Below are 14,996 nucleotides of genomic sequence, written 5' to 3'. Positions count from 1 at the left end.
AGCAGAAAATCACATCCCTTGACAGAGCTACTTCGCCTCTCCCCCGACCGTAATCTCCGGAATACGAAGAGTAGGCTGCGCATCCGAGACAGGCACGCCCTGGCTGTCCTTCCCGCAGGTGCCTATGCCGAAGCCAAGGTCTGTGCCGACCATGTCTATCTTCATGAGCACGTCCGGGCCGTTCCCGGTAAGAGTCGCGCCGCGGACAGGCTCGCCTATTTTGCCCTTCTCGATAAGGTAGCCCTCGGTCACCTCGAAGACGAAATCCCCGTTCACGGTATTCACCTGGCCGCCGCCCATCTTCTTTACGAATAGCCCCTTTTCAAGCGAGCTTATTATGGCCTCCGGGCTTTCCTTCCCTGGCGCGATTATGGTGTTCGTCATCCTCGGTATTGGCCTGTGGTGGTAGGACTCCCGCCTGCCGTTCCCTGTAGGCCTGAGGCCGGATTTCATGGAATTGAGCCTGTCGCACATGTACGAGCGGAGGATTCCGTTCTCGACGAGCACGGTCCTTTCCGCCGGGGTGCCCTCGTCGTCGAAAAAGAACGAGCCCCTCTTGTATGGAATTGTAGCGTCGTCGAGCACCGTTATGGATTCGTTTGCTACCTTCTCACCGAGTTTCCCGGAATAAACCGAAAGGTTCTGTAAGGCGAGGTCGGCCTCAAGGCCGTGGCCCACTGCCTCGTGTATCATGGTGCCTCCGGCATCGCTTGAGAGAACCACGGCCATGCTCCCGCCGGGGGCCCGCCTTGCGGCGAGCATCATAATCGCCCTTTTTGCGGCTGCCTCGGCTATGGCCTCTGGCGGGGTCTCGTCAAAGGCCTCAAGGCCCATTATGCCGCCGAGCGGCTCGTATCCGGTCTGCATGACATCGCCTTCGGCGGATACGGCGTTACAGAGGAAGAGGAGCGCGTTCCTCTCCTCCTCGACCCACTCGCCGAGCGAGTTTACGACTGCGGTCCTCCGGAGGCCGTCGCCGTAGACGACCCTGACCTGCCGTATCCTCTTATCGAACGCCCAGGCCGTCTTCTCGGCCCTCTTTACAAAGCCGACCTTCTCGTCGAGCGGAGCCTTATACGGCAGGCGCTTTATATCGAAACCAGGCGCGGCCTCTTTCCTGGTGAGGTTCAGGTCGCCTATTTCTTTCCCTTCGCTAACCCCCTTGGCAACCGCGCCTGCCACTTCAATAAGCCCCTTCTCCGTAAGGTCGTTCGTGTACGCGTAGTAGGTCTTGAGCCCTGCTATTACCCGTATCCCCGCGCCCCGGTCCCTGCCGGTTACGACCCGCTCTATCCTTTTTTCCTCGGCGACTATCGAGGTGTTGGCGGTGTCTTCAACGTAGATGTCCGCGTACTCGCCCCCGTTTGCGAGAGCGGCCTTAAGGACCCTGAAAGGGTCGAACGCGTCAATTAGTCCCATCGATCCTCAAACCTCCTTAACGGGAGAGCTTTTTACCCGCTTCGTCTTCCCCGTTCTTTCTTTTCGAACAGCTGGCAATCCATGCCCGAGGACCTCCTTACCACGTCAGAGGGCATCTCCCTGCTTTTGAAGCGCAGGGCCTTGCACCCCCTGGGGAAGAACTCGTCCCAGGTCACGTAGAAGTGACTGCATTGGAAGCAGTTTATGTGGTCTTCATCTGCCGCCATGTCCTAAAACCGCCTCGAAGATTGCAGGGCGGAGCTAAAAGCATAACCCATTTCATTCCGTTCATCCAGCCTGTTCTGGATATGCAAGCTCATCTTATGAAGAGGGCCATGATCTTGCCAATGCTCCCGGCCCGGTCTATATCCCAGAGGGCCGGGAGGACCTTTTCAGCAAGGCCGTCCCCGAGATACCAGCCGCTCAAATATTTGAACTTGTCTTCTATTTCCTTTTCCGTCATCGGATTTTTCGGGTGCCCCCTCGGATAAATGACCTCGCTTGAAAGGACCTTCCCGGATGATAGCCTGACCTCGACCCTGTTCGGCACCGCCTCCGGATAGAGCCTGTCGAGCTCCGGGTCTTTGACGACGCTTACCTTTCGGATAAGCTCCTTCAAATCAGGGTCGTCCATCCTTTCGGAATAGGTTGCGAGATTAACGTTCCCGTCGATGAGCGCGGCGGAGACGAGGAAGGGGAGGCTGTGGTCAGCGGCCTCCCTGGTCGAGGGCCGCCACTTCTCCGGGCCTGAGCCGATTATCTCGTATCCCGCGCCGAAGGTGCTTACGCGGACGGACTCTATCTCCTTGATGTCTTCAATTTCAGAAACAAGCTCGATGGCGGCGGCTATGGCGCTCTGCGAATGGTGCTCGGCGGGGTAGAACTTAAGCGAGCTGTCGGGTATCTTGAACGGCTCGCCCCCTTCGCCGCCGAATGTGGGAGAGAGCGCGAGTGGGCCGGATACGACCTTCTCGAACCCGAACTCGCCCTCGAATATCGGGGCCGGGCCTGTCATGCCGTTCTTCGCCATGATGGCAGAGAAGAGCGCGTCTTTAGAGGTGTTGGCGAACGCGCACCCCTTCCACATCGAGAGCTCCCCCGCGCGCGACTGCCGGAGCGCGGGGGAGACGGTCCCGGCTATGTTGAGGGCGTTCACAAACTCGTCCCTTCCTAGGCCAAGGAGCATGGCAGCGGCGGCCGTTGCCGAGAACGCGCCGTAGGCCACGTGGTCCCATCCGCGGTCCCTCAGCCTTGCCGCGTCGCAGAGCCTCATCTGCACCTCATAGGCCGTAACGACCGCTTTTATGAAATCCGTGCCGCTTGCGCCGGACGCTTCAGCCGCTGCGAGCGCGGCGGCGATATTGTCCGACGGGTGCGAGGGCTCTTTCGAGAGATATGTGTCGTTAAAGTCGAGATACCGGACCAGTATGCCGTTAGAGAACGCGGCGTGCTCAGGTGTCGTGCGGATTTTCGTTCCGAGGACGGTTGCCGAGAGCCCGCGCGAGACTTCGGGCAAGGCTCCGATGGCGGCCCGTGCCGGAGGGGATTCCAGAGCGCCGAGCATGCAGGCAAAGGAGTCCACGACACGCTTTTTGGCCTCGTGCGCTATTGCTTGCGGCAGGTCAGCGGACTTCAGGCCAAGCGCGTAATCAGCTATCCTTTCGGCAAGAAAGCCTTTTTTCAATAGTTCTCCTTTCAAGCCTGGCGCATTCCGTACAGGACCGTTTTCGTCTGCTATAATGCGACAAGCCGCTTTCGCACCCGTCAGCACGTCTGCGTCGAATCCCGTTGCAAGCAGTGTGATGAAATCGTCCGCGACTTGATGAATATAGCCCACAACCGCCGCCCCGGCAAGGGGCCCGGCGGAAGGGACGGGAAAAGGGATGAAGAACGTATTTTTGGCGCTCCTGCTGATTACGCCGTCCGCTCTCCTGGCAGGGGAGCGCCATCCCGAGCGGGATTATCAATCTCATTGGTGCGGCCAGGCGGGCGGTACCGCGGAATTCGTGCTGCCGGACAGGGCCAGGGTGGACTGCCTTACGGATGAGCACGCGGTCGAGGTGGATTTCGCGCCCAAGTGGGCCGAGGCAATAGGCCAGTCCCTTTATTATGCCGCGGTGACCGGGAAGAAGCCGGGCATACTCCTCATAATGCGCGACGAAAAGGACAGGAAGCATCTTGAGAGGCTTTTGAGGGCATCGGCAGGGCTCGGCATAACTGTCTGGACCGCCTCTCCGGGAGACATTCAGGCAGGCGGGAGGCCTTCCTTTCAGGCCCGTATTGAATGAGGGTTGGCAGGCTGCTGAAAAAGCCCAATCTGCTGCGTCGTCTTCAAAATTCGTCATTGCGACGTACGATAAAAGTACGTCTCATTCCTCATTTTCCGACTCCTTGCATCTTGAGCTTTTTGAGCAGCCTGAATGTGATTTCGAGTTTTTCGGAACCTGTTGGAAAGTTGGTCAAGGCGTAAGCGCCTGCGGAGCCGCGCCAGGCGCGGCTCCGCGGCGTTCATGGTATATAACTATGGCTGTCCGGAGACCTCGACAGTTATCTTCTTTGTCTGCTCCTCCACGGCCTTGGGTAGGACGACGCTCAAGACCCCGTCCTTGAGAGACGCCTTTATGCCGTCCCTGCGTATCTTGAAAGGTATGCTTATGGCCCTGAGGAAATACCTGTAGTTCCTCTCGGAGTAGGCGTAGTTCCCTTCCTTTATCTCTGGTTCTTCCTTCAGCTCGCCCCTGAGCGTAAGGACGTTGTCCTCGAGGGTGACGTCTACGGAGTCCTTTGAAACGCCGGGCATCTCGGCCTTTACCACAACCGAGTCGTTCTTGTCTATGACGTCTATGGCCGGTGTGGCGGCCCCGGTCTCGGCTTGCGCGCCGGGCTGCCTTTTCCAGGACAGGCCCATCTTCCTGGACGGGAATACGTCGTCCCATATCCTGTCCATCTCCCTCCTCATCGTCTCAAGCTCCCTTAAAGGGTTCCATTTCTCAAGCGGCATGCTGTCCTCCTTTCGCCTTCTGTTGGAAAATTTCGGCCCGGGGCCCCGGAACAAAGCCGTCCTTTGCTTAAATGATAGGTACGGGGCCGCCGTATGTCAAGGCACGGGGGGCAAGGGACTTGGAAAAAGGAAGGACTGTACCCCGCGAACGGGAGCGCTCAGACGAGGTTCGCGGCTATCTGTATGAGGCCTGTAAAGAAGTGTATGGCGATCACGGCCTTGATGGCCGGGGTAAGCGCTCCCGTCCGGTCGTAATTTCTGAGGAGGCGCAGCGCGCCAGGTATGGCTATGAAGACGGTAAGGAGGGCGATAAGCGACCCTGTGGGAAGGAGGCCCAGGATGACCCCGGCAACGACGCTCGCGTACGCCATCGCGAATATCAGTGCGAGCCCCCACCGGGCCCTTTGCGGCCCGAGACGGACTACGAGGGTCCTTTTTCCGGCGGCCCGGTCAGACTCGAAATCCGGGAACTCGTTTACGAAAAGTATGGCGGCTATGAGGAAGGTGAGGGGGAGCGAGGCTATTGCCGGGCCTGCCCCGATTGACCCGGTCTGCGCCGCATAGGCCCCGAGCACTATAAGGAGGCCGAAGGTAACGCCCACCGTAATCTCCCCGAGCCCGCGTCCGGCCAGGAAAAAAGGAGGGGCCGAGTAGAAGTACCCTGAGGCGATTCCGAGGAGCCCTATTACGAAAAGGACCGGGCTTATTGTGAACGCAAGGTATGCGCCGGTCAAACCACCGGCCAGAACGAGGGCCGCACCCAGCGCCAGCGTCTCACCCTGGGTCATGAGGCCCTTTTGTATGAACCTGCTTCCGCCGGTAAAAGGGGTGAGCGCGCTCCTGTTGAGGTCGTCGGCCCCGTTCTTCGAGTCGTAATAGTCGTTCAGGGTGTTCATTCCCGCGTGGCAGAGGAGGGCGGCTAGCATGGACAAGGCGAAAACAGCCATGTCGAACGCGCGGGCCTCGCGCCAGGCAACTGATGCGCCGAGCCCGACCGCGACCGCGGTCGCCGGGAGGAACTGCGGCCTCGTCGCCATGAAAAGGGTCGCCGGGTTTTTCATGCTCGCGCTATGACGAGGACTATGTAGACGAATGCCATGTACAGCGCGCCGTTGACTATGAAGAGCCAGGGGGCTATCCTTTTGACCCTCATCGCGATGAAGTAGAGCCAGACGCCGGCTGCGATGGTGAGGGCGCTGCTAGCTACGACCGTCAGGTTGACTGTCCAGGGCGTGAGGAATATTCCGATAGCGGGCAGGAGCGTGCCTTGGAAGACCATGGCCCCGGTGATGTTCCCGAGGGCCATGGTGTCCTTGCCCCTCCTTATCCAGATTATGCTGTTTACCTTCTCCGGGAGCTCGGTAGCCACGGGGATTATGAGGAGGGCGAGCGCCATTACAGGCATTCGGAGCGCCTCTGAAAGATACTCGACCCCGTGCACGAAACCCTTTGCCCCGGCTATTATCAGCCCGAGCGCCAGGAGGAGCTGGAGGACGATGACCCACATGCGGTCCTTGAGGACGACCCCCAGGTAAAGGGGCTTGGAGTTCTCGGTCGCGTGCCCGTCCTCGACAAGCGCGGCGCTGGCCTTTACGGTCTCGAGTATGTAGTAGAAGTACGTTATGACGAGGACCGCCGCGATGAATACCCTCAAGAGCCGGTATTCCTGCGGGGTGAAGGCGACGAGAAAAGCCAGGGTGAAGGCGAAGAGGAAAAACTCGATGTCTCTCCTGAAGCCGCTCCTCTCGGGCGTGAGGCTGGTCTTCCTCCTCGTGCCCTGGAACTGCCAGAGGGCCGCCCCGATGAGGAACATGGCGAGGGTCGAGAGCATGAAGGGGGCGCCGAGTATCGCGCCGACGCCTACCTCCTCCCTGACATGGACGCTCCCGCCGCCGAATATGGCGACGAGCGGCACCATGGTCTCGGGGAGCGCCGTGCCGACCGCGGCGAAAATGCTCCCGGTGACGCCTTCTGAGAACTTGAGCCTGGCCCCGAGCGACTCTATCGCGTTTGTGAACACCTCGGCCGCCGCGACTATCACGACCAGCCAGAAGACGAGTAAGAGCAGCTCCTGTATCAAGCGCCCCTCTCCTCCACCCCCGGCCTGGGCCGGACGAGCTCGGCCCGTTCGCCCCTGAAAAAGAGTAGGAGCACCATTCCGACGACCAGGACAATCGAGCCGGCTATTATGAAACCGATGCCCGGGTCCTTGTTGATGGTGAGGACGACGTACGGGGTGAACACGTATCCCTTGAGCGTTATGGCGTGCCGCGCGCCGGTAACGGACGTGCCGGGCTCGGAGATGTTGAGGAAGTAGACGCTTCCGCCAGCCGATATTATTTCGATATGCGGGTTGGCGAAGAGGCCAGAGCGGCTGAATGGCCTGCCGCTTTCGTCGAGCGCGAAATCCGGGTAAACGCTCCCGAGCCTGTATGTGCTCCCGTCAGGGGCGCTGAAGGAGCCCTCCAGGGCGACCTCGGAAGTGCGGCCGCCCGCGTCCAAAACGAGCCCGGTCGGGCTCTGCCCCTGGTCGAAATGGTAAAAGGCTATGCCCTTCCATATGAGGGGGTTATTAAGGCCTATGTCCTTGGTGACGACCTCGCTCCCGTCCTCGTTTACGAGCGTAAGCCTGGTCCGGAGGTAATCAAGGTCGCCCCTTATGCCCGCCCTCATCTCCGTCTCGTCGAGCCTTACCTGGACGCCGCTCTGGTATGGGACAGGGATGGATTCGCCCTTATAGAGCACATGGCCGTAGCTCCTGAAACCCCAGACGCTACCCACCAGGTGCCCGAGGAGCGCGATAAGGAAGCCGACGTGCACTATGTGGGGGAAAAGGGCCTGCCAGGGCTTCCTCGTCCGGATGACGGACCAGGCCTTGTCAGCCGTGCATACGACCGTGTTCACGGCGAAGACGGCCGTAAGGAATATGAGGGCCCAGACCCAGAGCGTAAGCCCGATGTATTCCGTTTTCAGGGAAAGGAGGAAGGGGAAAAGCACCTCGTGGTCGAGCGCGCTGAAGAAACGCTGGTTCCTTACGACGACCATCGAGCCCCAGGCCGAAATGGCGCAGATAATGACGGCAAGGAATATGGTTAGGTAGACAGATGAAAAAAATTTCCAGACGCTTCTCATATTACCGCTGCTTGAACCACCTGATTATGTTTTCGGCGAGCTTCCTGTTGTCCGCGTCGTTTATGAAGCGGTTCTGAAAGGGCGCGTCGTCGGCCACGACCACGACCTTGCCTGCCCCGAGCTCGCGCACGGCTATGATAGCGAACTCCTCTACCGGCTCGCCTTCCCTGAATTCCCTATTTCTATCAAGGTCGGCCCACGCGGCCCCGGAGGTCATCGCGACCGGAGAGGCCCCGTTCACCGGCAGAAGCCCCCAAGTGCCGTATACGGCTATCCCCTTGAGCCCGGATGTAACCGGGTGCGCCGCGAATCTGGTGACCAGAAAATCCTGAGGCTTCCCGCCTATCAGGCCGGACCTCTCGCATACGACGAAGTTCGAGACTATGATGCCGAACTCGTGCGTAAGCGACGCGACAGGAGGGGAGATGTGGAGGAGCACCAGTAGGTTCCCGCCCCGCTCGACGAACCCCTTGAGCGCCGCTGACTCACCGGGCGAAAAACCGCGGGCCGGACCGGCTATTATATAGGTCCCGACCCCTTCGAGCGATTCAGCGGTAACCGGCCCCTCGTTCACCCCGACCTCGGCCCCCGTGCCGCTGTCCCTTATGAGCGAATAGAAAGAGGAATAATCCAGCTCTCCCGCCCTTACGGGCGAGAATATCTCGGAATGAGAGAGGTCGAATACAGTTTTCCGTGCCTTTGCCGTGAGGCCCGGCCCGGCAGGCTGGCCCGCGGCGTCAAAAAGAGCCCTTTCGGCCCTGGCCTGGGCATTATCCGCTGAAAAGAGCGGGATGGCGGCTGCCAGGGCCAGGACGGATATCGACAGGAGGGCCGTCCTGATCGCCCTTGAAGCGCGTAAAAAGGTTGCCGTCGGTCTCACCGGTTCAGGATAGCGGTTGCGGCATGGGCGTGTCAAGGAAAAGAAAGGGGGCTGGAATTCCACTTGATTTCAAGGCGTCCGGATATGATAAACTGAGGGGATGTACGAGCTTTTGATAATTTCCTGGTTTTCGTCCGCTCACAACCTGAGGGGCTACCAGGGGGCCTGCGAGAACCTCCACGGCCACAACTGGAAGGTGGAGGTGGAGGTGCGCTCCGGGAGTCTCGACGGCCTCGGCATGGTAGTCGATTTCAAGTCGCTCAAGGAAAAGGCGAGGGGCGTAATCGACCGGCTCGACCACAAGTACCTGAACGAGGTGCCGCCGTTCGACAAGGAGAACGCGACTGCCGAGAACATCGCAAGGCATATTTTCAAGGAGGTATCGGCGGCCCTCGAAGGCGGCGGCTTCGGCGCCGTGAAGGTCTCGAAGGTCAGGGTATGGGAATCCGAGAGCGCGGCTGCTGCTTATTATGAATAGGAGGGGCCGGATGCCGGTTAAGAAACTGAGGGACGTCCAGGCCGAGCCGGACTACAGGCAGATACCCATCGACAAGGTGGGTGTGAAGGACATCCGCTACCCTATCGTGGTGCTCGACAGGAAGAACAAATTCCAGCACACGGTGGCTACCATAAGCATGTACGTCGACCTCCCGCACCAGTTCAAGGGCACGCACATGTCGAGGTTCGTCGAGATACTTAACGAGCACAGGGGCGAGCTCACGGTAAAGAACTTCCCGCAGATACTGGAGAAGATGAAGGTGAAGCTATCGGCTTCAACCGCCCACCTGGAGGTCGAGTTCCCCTATTTCATCGAGAAGAGCGCGCCGGTTTCGAAATCCAGGGGCATGATGGAATACAGGTGCAGGTATCTCGGGGTGCTCGGGGCCGAAAGGGATTTCATGCTCGAGGTCGAGGTGCCGGTCTCGACCCTTTGCCCCTGCTCGAAAGAGATAAGCGAGAGGGGCGCGCACAACCAGAGGGGCAAGGTCAAGGTCGGGGTCCGCTTCAAGGGGTTCGTCTGGCTCGAGGACATAATAGCGGCGGTCGAAAGGTCGGCATCGAGCCCGGTCTACTCGCTCTTGAAGAGGCCGGATGAGAAGTACGTGACCGAGAGGGCCTATGACAACCCCATGTTCGTTGAGGACGTGGTAAGGGAAGTGGCCATAAACCTCGGGAAGCTGAAGAAGCTCAAGTGGTTCAGGGTGGAGGCCGAGAACTGGGAATCCATCCACAACCACAGCGCCTACGCCTTCCTTGAAAAGAAGCTCTGAAAGGCGACCGCTAAAATGATATTTTCCCGGGCTCCGGGTAGTTACAGGAATTAAAATGCTCACATATTGCCATGATGCTCCGCTTTTCATTCCCGGCCTTCCTTGAATTGCGGGAAGAATCCTGAATTTTCAGAGGTCCCGCCTGAAATCAAAACGGCCCGGGTCGCCCCCGGGCCGTTTCATCTTTCTGCAATCGCCGTTTATCCCTTGTAGAGGACTTCCTTTACCTTTAGCTTAAGCTCCTCCACCCAGAACGGGTTCCCTTTCTGTATGAAGCCCTTTACCTTGAGGTCGAACCACCTGGGGTCGAGGAGCAGGTCGTCGAATATCTCCTTGCCAGTGGTTATGATGGCCGGCGCGCCTGTCCCGGCGTCTTGCATCTTCTGGAGCAGCTCGCCGCCGTCCATGTCCGAGGACGGGTCGGCCGCGTTCTTGAGATAGAGGTCGGATACGATAAGGTCAGGCCGCTCCTTCCGGGCTGCCGTGAGCGCCTCTGAGGCGTTCTTTGCCTTTACTATCCTGAAGCCGATGTCCGAGAGCGCCGTTTCCACCATCTCCCTCGCGATACGGTCGTCTTCTATGAGGAGGATAGTCTCAACACCCGCCTCCGGCTCGGCTCTTTCCTCAGGGGCCTCGTAAGCCTCCTTTTTCGGCGCTTCGGGCGCTTTGGGTTCCGGCTTCTCGGCGGCAACCGGCGTTATGACGAAGGCCTCGGCCTCCCTCTTTGCAAGGAAACGCGCCCCGCACCTTACGCAGCTTATGTTAACGCCTTGTTCCCATTCAGGAAAAGATTCAACCGGGACCCAGAGCCTGAACCTCGAACCGCACCCGGCGCAGGCGACCTCAACGGGTTCTTTCCCAGCGACTGTTTTGTTGACTTGCGTATCAGGCATAAGGACTTTTCAATCCATTGCCGCCCGCCAGGGACCAGAAAGTCCGGCATTGGCAGAACGGCTTGAATTCCAAGGGTATATAGTTCAATTGAAAAAGCAGTTTAACCCAACAGGGCTCCGGGTGTCAATGGTTCGTTAATGTTCGAGCCTCCCCTGCACGCCCGCGACCCTGCCGAGGCCCAGCAGGTTGAAGGTCAGGTATACCATCTTCTCCTCGAGCCGTTCCGTGTAGGTGAGGGTTGCGCTCCAGCACTGCTGGAAGTACTCGATCCCGTAGGATGTCTCAAGGGACCTCCGCTCGTCGAAGGAGAACCTCTTGAGGAAGGTGAAGTCGATCCCCTTTGGGAGCCGCGCCCGGAGCGACCCTTCAAGGTAGTTGGCACCGTCCTTTACGAACCTGTGGGATACGGCAAGGCTGTCGCCCCTCCTGTCGGATGCGGTCACCGAGACCTCGTAGGCGGTGAAGTGGCTCTCGTATACGTCGAGCGTGCCCTTGGCCACACCGGTCACGAGCGGCAGGGGCCTCAAGATCAGCTCGCCCGTGACGTCGGAAAAGGGCCTCTTCTTGTCGCCCGGCCCTGCAAGCTCCCTTTCAGCCTCGTGGAAGTTGTAGCTCTGCCTGAGGTCGAGGTAGAGGTACTCGAAATAGACCGCCCCGTCGCCCTCGCCGCTCCTTCCGGTGAGCGTGGAGTTCAGGGAATAGCTTATGCTGTTAGCGGCCGATATCCTGTCGAGGTCGTCGAAGCTGGGAAGGTCGTCCTGAAAGATGTCTGGCGCGTAGACGTAAGCGATCCCGGGCCTCAGAGTATGCCTGAGGGCGGTAACGCCGGGCTCTTCGGCCCTGAAGACCCGGACGAATGTAGTGGTCAGCTCGGCGGTAACGTCGTATGTGAACCTGTCGAAGCGGTCTTTCTCGGGGTGCCGCTCCACGAACCAGAGGGTCGCCGCAGGGCCCGCAGAGAGCAGGAAATCGAAATAGCCGCCCGGCCTTATGGGCATGGATAGCCGGGGCCGGAAATCGAGCCTCTGCCCCCGTAGGCCCTCCTCCCTCCAGAAGTTCACGTAAGAGGACTGGCTGGAGAAGTACAAGGGGGTGCCGGATATCCTCTCCGCCGTGCTCGCGAGCGTTATTTCCGGGAGTCTCTGGAGCGTTTCGTCGTCTTCCGCGTCAAGGAGGTTGTCGAAAAACCTCGCCTGGCCCACGAGGCTCCAGTTGCCACGGTTGAAGCTGGCGGAAAGGTTGCTTTCCAGCGCCTCCAGCGAGCGCTCTTCCTGGCCCCTTCCGAAGTCTATGAAGTACTCGTCGTCGCTTACGAGGTTCAGGTTTGCGCGGAGGTTCAGGCCGCTCTCGAAAAGCTCCCTGTGCACGAGCCTGAGCCTCCACCTGTTGTCGGTAGCCTCCTCCGGCCTTGAAAGGTTGTCAACGTCCTGCCTGAATTCCCTGGCCCTCTCTATGCTTTTTTCCTGGAACTGGTAGAGGAATATCTCGCCGGAGCTCTTCCGGGTGCGGATATACCTGTATTCGGCGCCTTTGCCGAGGCCGCGCCTCGACTCCACGTCGAGGTAGAAGGTGGCGTCCTGGTTCCTGGCAATGGCCCAGAAATAGGAGGTGTCGAGGATGAAGCCCCTCAATTCCGAAAAGCCGGGCCTTGGCTGGAGGAAGCCCGACTGCCTTTCGCGCTTTATAGGGATTGATATATAGGGCGAGTAGAGGACAGGGACGCCTTTTATGTAGAACCTCGCGTTCCAGCCTGTAAGGTACCGGCCCACCGTTACGCGCGCCGAGGTGGCCGCGAAGCTCCAGTCCGGGTCTTCCTCCGGTGGGCAGTCGCAGGTTGTGTAGGTCACGCGCTCCGCCGCGTAGGACTCCGGGCCGGTCTTCCTGATGGAGTCCGCGGTAAGGTGGACGTTGCCCTCGCGGTAGAAGAGCCTGCCGTTCGCGAGCACGGCGGTCTTGTCCCTTATGTTGAACTGGAGGGTGTTGCCCGTGAGGGCGCTCCCGCCCTCGTCAACCGCCCTTATGTTGCCCGAGACGGTTCCGACCCCCGCCGCCATGTCGAGTATCGCGGTATCCGCCCTGACGGAGATGCCCTCCTGGGCTATCTCGACGTTCCCCGAGGCGTGATACCTGTCCGCGGCCCTGTCGTAGGTTATCGAGTCCGCCGTTATCTCGACAGGCATGTCAGGGCTGAAGAGCTCGCCGTGGGGCCTCTCCTCCTGGGCGTATGCGGCCCCGGCGAGCGCAAAAGAAAAAAGGAGGAGCGTTATCAGTAAGGGTCTTATTGCGGTCGCCACCGTTTCCTTGCCTTGGGGAGTAGATGCGGATTAGCGAAAAAAATTAGCACATGAAGGGGGTTTTTACAAGGCAAAGCTGGCCACCTTGTGCTCGGTGTCTCTTAAAGGTAAAAAACCGAGGTCTATATATTTTCTTTTGGAAAAAGGCCTTTTGCGCGCTGCCGCGCTTTTTTTGGGCATAAGGCTCGGCTCGCTCTCCGCCTCCATCCTCCGAGCTCGGCCCTTATGTCGCTCGGCCCCTTGGGGCCGAGCTCCTGCTTCCTCGCCTCGCTCGCCCTTCCCCCAGCCTTATGCTCGCAACGCCTTATGCCCCTGGGTTGTTTTGAAAAGCAAAAACAGGAGCAGTAATGGTGGTTTTTGTCATTAAACAAACCCCGGAGGGTAAGGTGAGCGTAGCATAAGGGAGGATGAGCGTGAACGGGCCGAGGAAGTCAGGAGCGGAGCGACTTCAGGGGCCCGTTGAAGATTTCCCGGCGTAACGCCGGGAATCTCCGACACAAGAGGAAGATTTCCGGATTTGCATCCGCTCGCTCGACCCCGAAAAAGCTCCGGGGTCTCTGCTCGCTTTTGTGTGTTCACGGGGTGGGGGAGGGGGCAAGCGAGCGAGCCTTACCCTCGAAACCGCGCGGAAGCGCGGAAAAGTCATCGGCGATAAGTTTAATTTGATTTAAATAAAAAGGATGTACCTTTTAAGCAGGACGGCCCTCCTCAGATAACCCCTTGCCTCTCCGACCGTGAAGAGCGAGCCTGTCACGCAGACCGCGCCGTGCGTGCCTGCCCTCAGGACGGCCTCTTTAACGGCCTCTTTTACGCTTTCCCTTGCGACTGCATCTTTCCCGAGCCGTTTTATTTTTTCAGCCAGCGCAAAGGCGTTCTCGGAGCGCTCGTTCCTCGGGCTCGTAGCGATTACCGTCCCACACGAGGGGAGGATCTCCCTGAGTATGCCGTCCATGTCCTTGTCCGCCATTACGCCAAGCACAAGCACGGGTTTTTTCCCAAGGCCCTCAAGTGCAAGGGCGAGCGTCCTTGCGCCGGCCGGGTTGTGCGCGCCGTCGAGCACGACCAGGGGCCTTCTTGAGATGATCTCGAACCTGCCCGGCCAGGCGGCTTTTTTAAGTCCTTCCCTTGCAGCCTTTGCCGGGATTTCGAAGCCCTTTCCCCTGAGCACCTCTATTGCCGCGAGCGCGCACGCCGCGTTCCTTACCTGGTGGGGGCCCAGGAGCCCGAGCTTCAGGCTTACAAGGCGGCTGTTGACTCCATCGTAAGCGAATGAGCGCGGCCCGCCTGTGGCGCTGAAATCCTTGTCGATTACATGGAGCGGCGCGGACAGGCGTTTTGCGGTCTTCCTTATTACGGAGAGGGGGCCCTTTCTGCCCTCTCCCGTTACCACAGGCGTTCCTGGTTTTATTATCCCCGCCTTTTCAAAGGCTATGTCTTCGAGGCTTTTGCCGAGAAAGCGCGTATGGTCCATGCCTATGTTTGTTATCACGGACACTTCCGGGGTGACTACGTTCGTCGCGTCGAACCTCCCGCCCATGCCGGTCTCGATTACCGCCATATCGACCTTCTTTTCCCTGAAATGCAGGAACGCCATCGCGGTCGTGAACTCGAAGAAAGTGAGGGGGGAGCTGCCGGCCATCTTCCTCGCCGCCGACCTGACGGCCTTGACCGCGCGGATGAGCTCCGGTCCGGTTATCATCTTCCCGGAGACGCGTATTCTCTCATTGAACTTTTCGAGGTGGGGCGAGGTGTAAAGGCCTGTCCGGAGGCCGGCTTCCTGGAGTATGGATGCTATGATGGCGGACGTGGAACCCTTGCCGTTGGTGCCGGCCACGTGAACGACAGGGAAGCTCTTCTGGGGGCCTCCGAGGAGCGAGACTATTTTATTTATTCTCCCGAGGCCGGGTTTTATGCCGTGCTTCTCGAGGCCATAGAGGAATCTGAGGGCCGGGTCGGCATGCCGCTCGAAAAGCCCAATCTGCTGTGTCGTCTTCAAAATTCGTCAATGAGGCGTACAAAAAAGTATGCCTCATTCCTTATTTTTCGACTACTTGCATTTTGAGCTTTTTGAGCAGCCTGCATATGTTCATGAATTTTTCAGCAAC

General features: G+C 59.2%; 14 protein-coding genes. 3 read left to right on the top strand and 11 right to left on the bottom strand.

Going from position 1 to position 14,996, the window contains the following annotated elements:
* Nucleotides 1–27: 27 nt before the first annotated feature.
* The 3 genes from QY316_10170 to QY316_10160 all read right to left on the bottom strand — a co-directional run bounded on the left by QY316_10170 (nt 28) and on the right by QY316_10160 (nt 3,103).
* Entirely contained in the window at nt 28–1,419 is a 1,392-nt protein-coding gene (locus tag QY316_10170) for a TldD/PmbA family protein (GenBank protein WKZ32268.1), read from the bottom strand.
* Between the two features lie 32 nt (nt 1,420–1,451).
* On the bottom strand, nt 1,452–1,646 hold the full coding sequence (locus QY316_10165; GenBank protein WKZ32267.1) for a uracil-DNA glycosylase: 195 nt from the start codon (nt 1,644–1,646) through the stop codon (nt 1,452–1,454).
* An 89-nt stretch (nt 1,647–1,735) separates the two neighbouring features.
* Nucleotides 1,736–3,103: an MmgE/PrpD family protein gene (locus QY316_10160; GenBank protein ID WKZ32266.1), complete on the bottom strand. Its 1,368-nt coding sequence runs from the start codon at nt 3,101–3,103 to the stop codon at nt 1,736–1,738.
* Nucleotides 3,104–3,302: 199 nt separating this feature from the next.
* On the opposite strand from QY316_10160, the gene QY316_10155 reads away from it, so the two are divergent.
* The gene (locus QY316_10155) at nt 3,303–3,707 is read left to right on the top strand and encodes a hypothetical protein (protein ID WKZ32265.1); all 405 of its coding nucleotides are present in this window, start codon (nt 3,303–3,305) and stop codon (nt 3,705–3,707) included.
* Between the two features lie 233 nt (nt 3,708–3,940).
* Here QY316_10155 and QY316_10150 read toward each other — a convergent pair whose 3' ends face one another.
* The 5 genes from QY316_10150 to QY316_10130 all read right to left on the bottom strand — a co-directional run bounded on the left by QY316_10150 (nt 3,941) and on the right by QY316_10130 (nt 8,432).
* Entirely contained in the window at nt 3,941–4,420 is a 480-nt protein-coding gene (locus QY316_10150; protein WKZ32264.1) for an Hsp20/alpha crystallin family protein, read from the bottom strand.
* A gap of 158 nt (nt 4,421–4,578) precedes the next feature.
* Nucleotides 4,579–5,457: a prenyltransferase gene (locus QY316_10145; protein WKZ32263.1), complete on the bottom strand. Its 879-nt coding sequence runs from the start codon at nt 5,455–5,457 to the stop codon at nt 4,579–4,581.
* Nucleotides 5,458–5,477: 20 nt separating this feature from the next.
* Complete coding sequence (locus tag QY316_10140) at nt 5,478–6,500, bottom strand: sodium:calcium antiporter (GenBank protein ID WKZ32262.1); 1,023 nt, start codon at nt 6,498–6,500, stop codon at nt 5,478–5,480.
* Nucleotides 6,497–7,552: a cytochrome c biogenesis protein ResB gene (locus QY316_10135; protein WKZ32261.1), complete on the bottom strand. Its 1,056-nt coding sequence runs from the start codon at nt 7,550–7,552 to the stop codon at nt 6,497–6,499. The genes QY316_10140 and QY316_10135 overlap by 4 nt, the downstream gene beginning before the upstream one ends.
* Nucleotide 7,553: 1 nt before the next feature.
* Complete coding sequence (locus tag QY316_10130; GenBank protein ID WKZ32260.1) at nt 7,554–8,432, bottom strand: DUF4350 domain-containing protein; 879 nt, start codon at nt 8,430–8,432, stop codon at nt 7,554–7,556.
* 100 nt (nt 8,433–8,532) lie between these two features.
* Here QY316_10130 and queD point away from each other — a divergent pair, with 100 nt between their 5' ends.
* Together queD and folE2 are read left to right on the top strand one after the other, a co-directional pair.
* Nucleotides 8,533–8,910, top strand: a complete 378-nt coding sequence (gene queD, locus QY316_10125) for a 6-carboxytetrahydropterin synthase QueD (GenBank protein WKZ32259.1) — start codon at nt 8,533–8,535, stop codon at nt 8,908–8,910.
* A 10-nt stretch (nt 8,911–8,920) separates the two neighbouring features.
* On the top strand, nt 8,921–9,703 hold the full coding sequence (gene folE2, locus QY316_10120) for a GTP cyclohydrolase FolE2 (GenBank protein ID WKZ32258.1): 783 nt from the start codon (nt 8,921–8,923) through the stop codon (nt 9,701–9,703).
* 200 nt (nt 9,704–9,903) lie between these two features.
* On the opposite strand, the gene QY316_10115 is transcribed toward folE2, so the two are convergent.
* From QY316_10115 to QY316_10105, 3 genes are all read right to left on the bottom strand, one after another.
* The gene (locus QY316_10115) at nt 9,904–10,596 is read right to left on the bottom strand and encodes a response regulator (GenBank protein WKZ32257.1); all 693 of its coding nucleotides are present in this window, start codon (nt 10,594–10,596) and stop codon (nt 9,904–9,906) included.
* A gap of 135 nt (nt 10,597–10,731) precedes the next feature.
* Nucleotides 10,732–12,891 carry an LPS assembly protein LptD gene (gene lptD / locus QY316_10110; GenBank protein ID WKZ32256.1) on the bottom strand — a complete coding sequence of 720 codons (2,160 nt, stop codon included), beginning with the start codon at nt 12,889–12,891 and terminating at the stop codon, nt 10,732–10,734.
* A 667-nt stretch (nt 12,892–13,558) separates the two neighbouring features.
* Nucleotides 13,559–14,887, bottom strand: coding sequence for a folylpolyglutamate synthase/dihydrofolate synthase family protein (locus QY316_10105; protein WKZ32255.1), 1,329 nt, complete (start codon nt 14,885–14,887; stop codon nt 13,559–13,561).
* Between the last annotated feature and the right edge of the window lie 109 nt (nt 14,888–14,996).

Source organism: Thermodesulfobacteriota bacterium (assembly GCA_030583865.1).
Lineage (GTDB): Bacteria > Desulfobacterota > GWC2-55-46 > GWC2-55-46 > GWC2-55-46 > UBA5799.
Note: the sequence above shows the minus strand (reverse complement) of the source record. Positions and strands in the feature narration are given on the sequence as shown.

What these genes read in the sequence shown, in the direction of transcription:
- QY316_10170 (WKZ32268.1), bottom strand. Translation starts at nt 1,419, where the DNA reads ATGGGACTAATTGACGCGTTCGACCCTTTCAGGGTCCTTAAGGCCGCT.
- QY316_10165 (WKZ32267.1), bottom strand. Translation starts at nt 1,646, where the DNA reads ATGGCGGCAGATGAAGACCACATAAACTGCTTCCAATGCAGTCACTTC.
- QY316_10155 (WKZ32265.1), top strand. Translation starts at nt 3,303, where the DNA reads ATGAAGAACGTATTTTTGGCGCTCCTGCTGATTACGCCGTCCGCTCTC.
- QY316_10150 (WKZ32264.1), bottom strand. Translation starts at nt 4,420, where the DNA reads ATGCCGCTTGAGAAATGGAACCCTTTAAGGGAGCTTGAGACGATGAGG.
- QY316_10145 (WKZ32263.1), bottom strand. Translation starts at nt 5,457, where the DNA reads ATGGCGACGAGGCCGCAGTTCCTCCCGGCGACCGCGGTCGCGGTCGGG.
- QY316_10135 (WKZ32261.1), bottom strand. Translation starts at nt 7,552, where the DNA reads ATGAGAAGCGTCTGGAAATTTTTTTCATCTGTCTACCTAACCATATTC.
- queD (WKZ32259.1), top strand. Translation starts at nt 8,533, where the DNA reads ATGTACGAGCTTTTGATAATTTCCTGGTTTTCGTCCGCTCACAACCTG.
- folE2 (WKZ32258.1), top strand. Translation starts at nt 8,921, where the DNA reads ATGCCGGTTAAGAAACTGAGGGACGTCCAGGCCGAGCCGGACTACAGG.
- QY316_10115 (WKZ32257.1), bottom strand. Translation starts at nt 10,596, where the DNA reads ATGCCTGATACGCAAGTCAACAAAACAGTCGCTGGGAAAGAACCCGTT.